The 9,299-nt window shown below is 71.0% G+C and carries 8 protein-coding genes and 1 pseudogene; 4 read left to right on the plus strand and 5 right to left on the minus strand.

What is annotated here, in order from left to right:
* The 3 genes and pseudogenes from ACFFNX_RS42180 to coaE all read left to right on the plus strand — a co-directional run.
* Nucleotides 1–367 (plus strand): annotated as a pseudogene (locus ACFFNX_RS42180) (endonuclease/exonuclease/phosphatase family protein); the annotation flags it as partial.
* A 6-nt stretch (nucleotides 368–373) separates the two neighbouring features.
* A complete protein-coding gene (locus ACFFNX_RS42185) occupies nucleotides 374–859 on the plus strand; it encodes a GNAT family N-acetyltransferase (protein ID WP_378211862.1) in 486 nt (161 codons plus the stop codon).
* 13 nt (nucleotides 860–872) lie between these two features.
* Complete coding sequence (coaE, locus tag ACFFNX_RS42190; protein WP_378211863.1) at nucleotides 873–1,469, plus strand: dephospho-CoA kinase; 597 nt, start codon at nucleotides 873–875, stop codon at nucleotides 1,467–1,469.
* 153 nt (nucleotides 1,470–1,622) lie between these two features.
* Here coaE and ACFFNX_RS42195 read toward each other — a convergent pair whose 3' ends face one another.
* Nucleotides 1,623–2,453 (minus strand): glycerophosphodiester phosphodiesterase, encoded by an 831-nt coding sequence (locus ACFFNX_RS42195; protein ID WP_378211864.1) that lies wholly within the window; start codon nucleotides 2,451–2,453, stop codon nucleotides 1,623–1,625.
* A 190-nt stretch (nucleotides 2,454–2,643) separates the two neighbouring features.
* Between ACFFNX_RS42195 and uvrB the strand changes: the two genes are divergently transcribed.
* Nucleotides 2,644–4,752, plus strand: a complete 2,109-nt coding sequence (gene uvrB, locus ACFFNX_RS42200) for an excinuclease ABC subunit UvrB (protein WP_378211865.1) — start codon at nucleotides 2,644–2,646, stop codon at nucleotides 4,750–4,752.
* Nucleotides 4,753–6,726: 1,974 nt separating this feature from the next.
* Here uvrB and ACFFNX_RS42205 read toward each other — a convergent pair.
* From ACFFNX_RS42205 to ACFFNX_RS42220, 4 genes are all read right to left on the minus strand, one after another.
* Nucleotides 6,727–6,930, minus strand: a complete 204-nt coding sequence (locus ACFFNX_RS42205; RefSeq protein WP_141962982.1) for a cold-shock protein — start codon at nucleotides 6,928–6,930, stop codon at nucleotides 6,727–6,729.
* A 417-nt stretch (nucleotides 6,931–7,347) separates the two neighbouring features.
* Nucleotides 7,348–8,118 carry an enoyl-CoA hydratase-related protein gene (locus ACFFNX_RS42210; protein WP_378211866.1) on the minus strand — a complete coding sequence of 257 codons (771 nt, stop codon included), beginning with the start codon at nucleotides 8,116–8,118 and terminating at the stop codon, nucleotides 7,348–7,350.
* Nucleotides 8,115–8,330 (minus strand): hypothetical protein, encoded by a 216-nt coding sequence (locus ACFFNX_RS42215; protein WP_378211867.1) that lies wholly within the window; start codon nucleotides 8,328–8,330, stop codon nucleotides 8,115–8,117. The genes ACFFNX_RS42210 and ACFFNX_RS42215 overlap by 4 nt, the downstream gene beginning before the upstream one ends.
* Nucleotides 8,331–8,730: 400 nt before the next feature.
* Nucleotides 8,731–9,299: NAD(P)H-dependent flavin oxidoreductase (locus ACFFNX_RS42220; protein ID WP_378211868.1), on the minus strand; the 569-nt coding region annotated here is incomplete at its 5' end.

A 9,299-nucleotide genomic window follows, 5' to 3' on the forward strand; every position in this document is an offset into this window, starting at 1 on the left:
GCCCGTGGGCGCCGGGCCGCAGGCACGCGGCTATGTGTGGGCACGCATCGACGCCGGCGGCGGCCGTACGGCGGACGTGTGGTCGGTGGACGTCCAGCACGGCGCCGGCCGTACCCGGACCCGGCTCGCCGAGATCGGCACGCTGCTCCAGGCGTGGAGCGGCGCCCCGCACACGGTGATCGCGGGGAACCTGGACGCGGCGAGCGGCCGGCCGGAGGCGGACCAGATCACCGGGCAGGGCGACCTGCGCGCCGCCGGCGGTGACGCCGCCGTCTCCATCTTCGGCACCGGTGACCTGGGGCTCGGTGACACCGCCACGGGCCCGAGCCGCTCGATGTTGGCGGCCACCGTACGGGTCGTAGGCTGAGCGCTCATGGACGACGTGCGGATCGAGCGGGCCGACGAGACGGACGCGGGGGAGATCCTCACGCTCCAGCGCGCCGCCTATGTGACCGAGGCGCAGTTGCACGGCGACCCGTTCCTGCCGCCGCTGGTCGAGTCGATCGGCCAGGTGCGGGAGATGATCGTCGGCTCGCTCGTCCTCAAGGCCGTCCTCGGCACCCGCATCGCCGGGTCCGTACGCGGCCGGTTCAACGACCGGACATGTCTCGTCGGCCGGCTCGTCGTCGCCCCCGACCTGCAGGGCCGTGGCATCGGCCGGGCGCTGATGCGCGCCCTGGAGGAGGAGGCGGCCGGGCGGGCCGACGCCTGCGTGCTGTTCACCGGCCACCTGAGTGAGTCGAACCTGCGGCTCTACCGGCGTCTGGGGTACGGCGAGACGCACCGGGAGCGGGTCGCCGACCATCTGATGCTCGTCCACATGCGCAAGGCCCTCGTGGCAGCGGAGCCGGCCGAGTGAGTACTCTCGCCTCGTGCTGAGAGTGGGATTGACCGGCGGCATCGGTTCGGGCAAGAGCGAGGTGTCGCGGCGGCTGGTGGCGCTCGGCGCCGTCCTGGTCGACGCCGACGCGGTCGCACGCGAGGTGGTCGAGCCCGGCACGCCCGGCCTGGCCGCGATCGTGAAGGAGTTCGGCGAGCAGATCCTGCTCCCGGAGGGCGGCCTGGACCGCGAACGGCTGGGCGCGATCGTCTTCGCCGACGACACCCGCCGCGAGCGCCTCAACGCGATCGTGCACCCGCTCGTCGGACAGCGGATGCAGGAGCTGGTCGACGACGCGCCCGCGGACGCCATCGTCGTCTACGACGTGCCACTGCTCACCGAGAACGACCTGGCCGGCCTGTACGACCTCGTGGTCGTCGTGGACACCCCGGTCGAGGAGCAGGTACGGCGGCTCACGGAGCTGCGCGGCATGACCGAGGAGGCGGCGCGCGGCCGCATCGCCGCCCAGGCCACCCGGGAGCAGCGCCGGGCGATCGCCGATCGGACCATCGACAACTCCGGCACCCTGGAGTCACTCGCCGCACAGGTGGACGATCTGTGGGCCGAGCTGACCCGCCGCGTCGCCTGATCCCCGCCGACGCCGCGTGGGTGGTCGAGCGGCTCTCAGGCCCTGCTGTGCGGCGTTCAGAGCGCGTTTCGCCGTGTTGTGGCCAGTTGGTGGCGTGAGATATTAGATTGCCCCCTTTTCCGGCTGGGCGCGTCCTGCGGCCCGCCGCTCGGGTCAGTGCGGTACGGCCTCGGGGCGGTTGCTGACGATCCCGTCGACCCGGTCGCCGATCAGCCGCCGTACGGTCGCCGGGGTGTCGGCGACCCAGGCGAAGACCTTCATGTGCTGGGCGTGCACCGCCCGTACGTAGGCGGCGCTGACGGTGTCGTAGCGCGGGTTGACATAGCCGGCGTAGCGGGCGACGGCGGGCAGCTGCGCGGCGGTGGGGGTGCCGATCACGCCGGTCGGCACCGAGGGGAGCAGCCGGTGGAAGGCCGCCACCGAGGGCCAGTCGAAGCTCTGCACGACCGTACGGTCCGGGAGCAGCCAGTCGGGCTGGGCCCGCAGCTCGTCCGCGACGCGGCCGGGCATGCCCGGGTAGAGCGAGGGATTCTTGAGCTCCAGGAGCAGCTTCATGTCGCTGCCCTCCATCTCCCGCAGCGTCTCGGCGAGCGTGGGGACGCGTTCGCCGGCGTAGCGGGAGGAGAACCAGGAACCGGCGTCGAGCCGCTTGATCTGGGCGAGCGTGAAGTCGCCGACCCGCCACGGTGACCGGCCCGGAAACACCTTCTCGGCGTCGGTCGTACGGCTCAGCGTCGCGTCATGCATGATGACCGGCACGTGGTCGCGCGTCTGCTGCACGTCGAGCTCGAAGTAGTCGGCATCGGCGGTCCTGGCCTGGCGGAAGGAGGCCAGCGTGTTCTCCGGGGCGTGCGCGGAGGCGCCTCGATGCGCGATGTCGGCCACGCCGGCGGCGCCCGCGGGTTGCCGCGCGGCCGGGGCGAACGCCATGCCGGCGTAGGTGAGGGGGAGCGCCGAGACGAGCGCGGCGATGCGGTGGGTCATGATGACCTCCGGCAGGCGTTTAACGGAGCGTGACGTTCCGATTACTTTACGGTGACTGCGGGGGAGTCCGCGAGAGCGGCACCGGAATGTCACCACCGGGTCGTACGGTTGACATACGAGGACGGCCAGGGGGCGCCGTCCACTCGTCGCCCTTCTGGGCGGCGACCACAGACTCACCGGAGGAAACAGCGTGCGGCCTGTCACCGATCTTCAGCGCAAGGTGGCGCCCTTCGAGGTCGTCACCGACATGAGTCCGTCCGGCGACCAGCCGCAGGCGATCGGCGAGCTGGAGCAACGGGTCAGGCGGGGCGACAGGGACTCGGTGCTCCTGGGCGCAACCGGCACCGGCAAGACCGCGACGGTGGCCTGGCTGATCGAAAAGGTCCAGCGTCCGACGCTGGTCATGCAGCCGAACAAGACGCTCGCCGCGCAGTTCGCCAACGAGCTGCGCGAGATGCTGCCGAACAACGCGATCGAATACTTCGTCTCCTACTACGACTACTACCAGCCCGAGGCGTACGTCCCGCAGACCGACACCTACATCGAGAAGGACTCCTCGATCAACGACGAGGTGGAGCGGCTGCGGCACTCGGCGACCAACTCGCTGCTGACCCGCCGCGACACCATCGTGGTCGCGTCGGTGTCGTGCATCTACGGCCTGGGCACCCCGCAGGAGTACGTCGACCGCATGGTGCGGCTGCGCGTGGGCGAGGAGATCGAGCGCGACGAGCTGCTGCGTCGCCTGGTGGGCATGCAGTACGCCCGCAACGACCTGGCGTTCACCCGTGGCACGTTCCGGGTGCGCGGCGACACGGTCGAGATCATCCCGCAGTACGAGGAGCTCGCCGTCCGCATCGAGATGTTCGGCGACGAGATCGAGAAGCTCGCGACCCTGCACCCGCTGACCGGCGAGGTCGTCACCGAGGACGACGAGCTCTACATCTTCCCCGCCTCCCACTACGTCGCCGGCCCCGAGCGGATGGAGCGGGCGATCAACGGCATCGAGCGGGAGCTGGAGGAGCGCCTGGCCGAGATGGAGCGCACGGGCAAGCTGCTGGAGGCCCAGCGGCTGCGGATGCGCACGACGTACGACATCGAGATGATGCGGCAGGTCGGCACCTGCTCCGGCATCGAGAACTACTCCCGCCACATCGACGGCCGCGGCCCCGGCACCCCGCCCAACACCCTGCTCGACTACTTCCCCGAGGACTTCCTCCTCGTGATCGACGAGTCGCACCAGACGACGCCGCAGATCGGCGCGATGTACGAGGGCGACATGTCGCGTAAGCGCACGCTGGTCGAGCACGGGTTCCGGCTGCCGAGCGCGCAGGACAACCGGCCGCTCAAGTGGGAGGAGTTCCTTGAGCGGATCGGTCAGACGGTCTACCTGTCGGCGACGCCGGGGCCGTACGAGCTGGGGCGCGTCAAGGGCGACGTGGTCGAGCAGGTGATCCGCCCGACCGGCCTGGTCGACCCCGAGGTCGTCATCAAGCCGACCAAGGGCCAGATCGACGACCTGGTCCACGAGATCCGCGAGCGGGCCGAGCGCGACGAGCGGGTCCTGGTGACCACGCTGACCAAGAAGATGGCCGAGGACCTGACCGACTACCTCCTGGAGCTGGGCATCCGGGTCCGCTACCTGCACAGCGAGGTTGACACGCTGCGCCGGGTGGAGCTGCTGCGCGAGCTGCGGCTGGGCGAGTTCGACGTGCTGGTCGGCATCAACCTGCTCCGCGAGGGCCTCGACCTGCCCGAGGTGTCGCTGGTGTCGATCCTCGACGCCGACAAGGAGGGCTTCCTGCGGTCGGAGACCTCACTGATCCAGACGATCGGCCGCGCCGCACGTAACGTGTCCGGCCAGGTCCACATGTACGCGGACAAGGTCACCCCGTCGATGGAACGCGCGATCGACGAGACCAACCGCCGCCGCGCCAAGCAGATGGCCTACAACGAGGCGAACGGCATCGAGCCCACCGCCCTCCGCAAGAAGATCGCCGACATCCTCGACATGCTGGCCCGCGAGGACGCCGACACCGAAGAGCTCATCGGCGCCGGCCGCCAGCAGAGCCGAGGCAAGGCCCCGGTCCCGGGCCTGTCCGCCAAGCGCACGGGCCGCCACGCCGCCGACCTGGTCAGCGACCGCCCCCGCGAGGAGATGGAGTCCCTGATCGACCAGATGACCCAGCAGATGCACCACGCGGCCGAAGAACTCCAGTTCGAGGTCGCCGCCCGCCTCCGCGACGAGATCAAGGAACTCAAGCGCGAACTCCGCGACATGAAGGAAGCCGGCGTCAAGTAAGAAGCAACCCCACCCGCGTACCGCCGCGGCCGGTCACGCCCCCTCGCTGGCAGCGGCGAGGTGGCGCCACGTACGGGCCGGGATCGGTAGCCCGCCCCGCCCGCCTGCGTGCCGCTGAGGATGCACGCCGGTCATCCCCTCTCGTCGGCAACGGCGAGGCGGTGCTTCGTGCGGGCCGGGATCGGGATCGGACAGCCCATCCCGCCCGCCCGCGTGCCGCTGCGGATCCGCGCCGGTCATGCCCTCTCGTCGGCAACGGCGAGGTGCCACATGCGGGCCGGGATCGGTAGCCCGCCCCGCCCGCCTAGCCCGCCCCGCCCGCCCGCGTGCCGCTGAGGATGCACGCCGGTCACGCCCCCTCGCCAGCAACGGCGAGGCGGCGCTACGTACGGGCCGGAGCCGGACGGTGCCTGGAGCGACGGCACGTGCGGCGGGGCGTCGACAGGCTTCACGTCCACGGAAGGCGGCCGGGTCTGGAGCGGCGGGTGGCCCGGTCTGAAACGGAGGCGCGGCGCGTGCCTACAGACGTCGCGTTCACGAAAGATGGCCGGGTGTGGCTGAATTTCACGGGTGATCAGCCGCGAGGCGACCATGGTCGCTGGCCTGGCCTGGCCTGGCCTGGCCTGGCCTGGCCTGGCCTGGGGTGGCCTGGGGTGGCCTGGGGTGGCCTGGCCTGGCCTGGGGTGCCTGGGGTGCCTGGGGTGGTCTGGGCTGGCCCAGCCCGGCCTGGGCTGGTCGCCGTCTCGGCCGGTCACCGGTCTCGGCTGTCTGATCGAGGCACGGGGCCTGCCCGATAAGCCCGTGATCATGCTCGTCCCGAGTAACGCTCGCTACTTCTGTGTCCCGGCCGTCAGATTCGACCCGCCTGAGGTCGGTGTCGGGGCGGTGTGACGTATGGGCCGAAGCCGGGTGTGGGCGATGTCTGGAGCGTCGGTATGTGCGGCGGCGTGTCGACATGCCTTGCGTCCGCGGAAGGCATGTCGGGTCTGGAGTGGCGGGTGGCCGGGTCTGGAGCGGGGGCGTGTGCGGCGGGTGCCTACAGGCGTCGCGTTTACGAAAGATGGCCGGGTGTGGCTGGATTTCACGGGTGATCAGCCGCGAGGCGATCATGGTGCTTGGGGTGCTTGGGGTGCTTGGGGTGCTTGGGGTGCTTGGGGTGCTTGGGGCGGTCGGTGGTGGCCCAGCCCGGGCTGGGCTGGTCGTCGTCTCGGCTGGTCGCCGGTCTCGGCTGTCTGATCGAGGCACGGGACCTGCTCGGTGAGCCCCTGATCATGCACGCCTCGAGTAAGGCCCGCCGACCGGGGTGCGCCCCCTCAGCGGGAACCGGCGCGCCGCGGCATGTCCGCGCCGAAGGACTACCCGGGCGGCCGGTCCCGGCTATGGCTCCCGGACCGGTCGAGCCGGGCGTTCGCGGCGAGCCGGCCCCGTCGAGCCCGGCCGTGCCATCGCGTGACCGGTGTTGTGTGTCGGGTCGATGGCGTCGGTGTAGGAGGGTGCGGGTGCGGTCGTGATCAGGCTGGTTGCGACGCCGCGAGGTCGTCGAGCCCGACCATGCCATCGTGCGACCGGTGTTGTGTGTCGGGTCGATGGCGTCGGCATAGGAGAGCGCGTGTGCGGCCGAGTCCGGGCCGTCGAACTCGGCGGTGCCGTCGTGTGACCCTGCTGTGTGTTGGGCCGAGGGCGTCGGTGTAGGAGGGGCCTGCGTGCGGTCGTGGTCGGGCTGGTCAGGACGCTGCCGGGCCGTCGAACTCGGCTGCGCCCTCGTGTGACCGGTGCTGTGTGTCGGGCCGACGGCATCGGTGTTGGACGGTGCACGCGCGGTCCGTCGTTGGGCTGGTTGCGACGGTGAGGAGGGCGGTGCCGTACACGCCCGCGCTGTGGAGCGTCCGGGCCTCGGCGTGGTCTGAAAAGCAGGCTGGGCCCGCACCGATCTCGGATGAGTTCGGTGGGGCCCGGCCTTGGGTCGTACTAAGTCTAGATCGGCGTGACCTGCTCCGCCTGCGGGCCCTTCGGACCCTGGGTCGTCTCGAAGCTCACGCGCTGGTTCTCCTCCAGCGTACGGAAGCCGCTGGAGGTGATCGCCGAGTAGTGCACGAACACGTCCGGGCCACCGCCGTCAGGTGCGATGAACCCGAAGCCCTTGTCGGCGTTGAACCACTTGACGGTGCCTTCTGCCACTTTCTCTCCTTCTTGGGAGCCTCTCCGGGGCGCCGGTTGGCGGACCGGGGCTGCATCACGGACTTCGGCTTACTTCCGCGAAGACTATCCCGGAGAAGCGAAAACGCCCGCCGTCACTTCCGCGGGCGTTCAAGACGAACTCAATACGTACGAGGAAACTACGACTGCAACGCATACCATGCTATCGGCTCTCCGTATTAGCGGCAACCGGCGGCACAGGCTGCTATAGGCCCACCGGCAAGGCGCTCTACCGCCGCCCGGACGGCACCTCGGGCACCTCCATCTGTCATCGGCGCTCTGAGCAGCGCGAACATCTGGGTCCGGGGATCGTGCCCCCTGCCCGACTTCAAGATCAAGCCCTGCGGCCGTCAAGGCGCGCACGGCGGTCCGTCTTCTCGCAACGGGAACCGGGCCGGCTCACGCAGGCCACTGCGGTGCGCGTTTTTCCAGGAATGCCCGAATTCCTTCCTGTGCCTCGGGGGTCTGACTCGTCGCGGCCATCACTTCCACGGCGTACGTGTAGGCGTCCGCCTCCGGGTGGCCGAGCTGGGCGTACATGGCCTGCTTGCCCAGGGCCTTGCTGCGCCGGCTGCCACGCGTGGCCCGTTCGAGCAGCTCGCGGGTTGCCTTCTCCAGCTCCTCCGGTGGCACGGCGCGGTTGATCAGACCCCATTCGAGCGCGGTGCCGGCGTCGATGACGTCGCCGGTCAGCGCCATCTCCATCGCCCGCTTGCGCCCGACGTTGCGGGCGATCGGCACCATCGGCGTGTGGCAGAACCAGCCGCCCTTCCCGCCGGGCGCGGCGAATCCGGCGCTCCACGCCGCGACGGCCAGGTCGCAGGTGGCCACGAGCTGGCAACCGGCGGCGGTCGCCAGACCGTGCACGCGGGCGATCACGACCTGCGGTACGGACTGGATGGTCTCCATCAGCTCCCGGCAGGCGAGGAGCAGCTCACGCGCGGCGGCGAGGTCGGCGTCGGCCAGGTCGGCGAAGTCGTGCCCGGCGGAGAACACCGGGCCGTTGCCGGCCAGCACGATCCCGGCCGCGTCCGTCTCGCCGACCTGCCGGAACGTCGCAGTCAGCGTGCGCATGTGGGACAGGGACAGAGCGTTGCGGCGCTCCGGCCGGTTCATCGTGATGACGGCGAACGGGCCGTCGGTCTCGACCAGTACCTCGTCAGAGCTCATGTCCGCACGGTACGTCGCGGACCGCCTCGATCACCATGTTCCAGCGGTTCCATGGTCTTTTCGGTGGGCCGTGTGCCGAACCCGGACAGGACCGGCAGGCTGCGGCCCACCCGGCTAGCCGGGTTCGACAGCGGCTCGAACTCCTTCCATACACCCGCGTACGCGACGCGCAGCGTCGGCGCCGTACGGGCGCCGCGCAGGATCGACCCCACCGGTACCCTCCTCCAGCTGATAGGCGCTCGGCCGGGCTCGAAGACCACCTGGCGCGTGTCGTACCCGAGCACGGGCGCGCCCGGCCTGGAGGTCCGTCGGCGCCGGGCGGCATCAGGTCCAGCACGACGAGCTCCGGCCGGTACGGCGCGGAAGGACGCGACCGCCGCCGCCACCCGCACGTCGGAGGCCTCCGCCCACAACCGCGCCGCCACGGCCTCCGCGCCGCTCGGGCAGCGACGGTCGCGGCGACGAACCCGAACCAGGAGACCGTCGCGGGACATGAGGACACCTCCCTCCCTACGTATGGTCGGCGTCTCGTACGCGCGGGACCTGGACGTCCCCCGCAGCGCTGACCGGGAACGTCGGCGCGGCCGCCCGCTCCGCACGTCGCCGCGGGGATCAGCCGTCGCCGAGTGCGGCCAGCCGTTCCAGCGTCTCGCCGAGCTCCTCGACCATCTCGTAGACGACCTGGCGCGCGGGCTTGACGGTGTTCATGCGGCCGACGACCTGGCCGACGAAGTAGTTGGCCAGCTGCCGGGCGCCCTCGTTGCCGCTCTCGGCGGCCGTGCCGATCGGGCCCATCGCGCCCTCGGCGACGATCATCTGGAGCGGCATCGGCAGCGCGCCGGGGCTGTCGGGGGAGGCGTCCCATTCGTCGGTCCACGCCGATCGCAGCTGCCGCGCGGGCTTGCCCGTACGGGACCGGGAGCGCACCGTGTCGCTCGACGAGGCGGCGAGCATCTTGGCCTTCACCGCCGGGAGCGTCTCGGCCTCCTCGGTGGTCAGCCAGACCGAGCCGCACCACACGCCCTGCGCGCCGAGCGCCAGGGCCGCGGCCATCTGCCGGCCCGACGCGATGCCGCCCGCCGCGAGTACGGGCAGCGGCGCCACCGCGTCGACCACCTCGGGGATCAGCACCATCGTGGAGATCTCGCCCGTGTGACCGCCGGCCTCGGTGCCCTGGGCGA

Origin of the sequence: Actinoallomurus acaciae (assembly GCF_042429965.1) — a bacterium.
Classification (GTDB): Bacteria; Actinomycetota; Actinomycetes; order Streptosporangiales; family Streptosporangiaceae; genus Actinoallomurus; species Actinoallomurus acaciae.

Coding starts and splice junctions, on each gene's coding strand:
- ACFFNX_RS42195 (WP_378211864.1), bottom strand. CDS start 2,453: ATGACCCACCGCATCGCCGCGCTCGTCTCGGCGCTCCCCCTCACCTAC.
- ACFFNX_RS42210 (WP_378211866.1), bottom strand. CDS start 8,118: ATGAGCTCTGACGAGGTACTGGTCGAGACCGACGGCCCGTTCGCCGTC.
- ACFFNX_RS42185 (WP_378211862.1), top strand. CDS start 374: ATGGACGACGTGCGGATCGAGCGGGCCGACGAGACGGACGCGGGGGAG.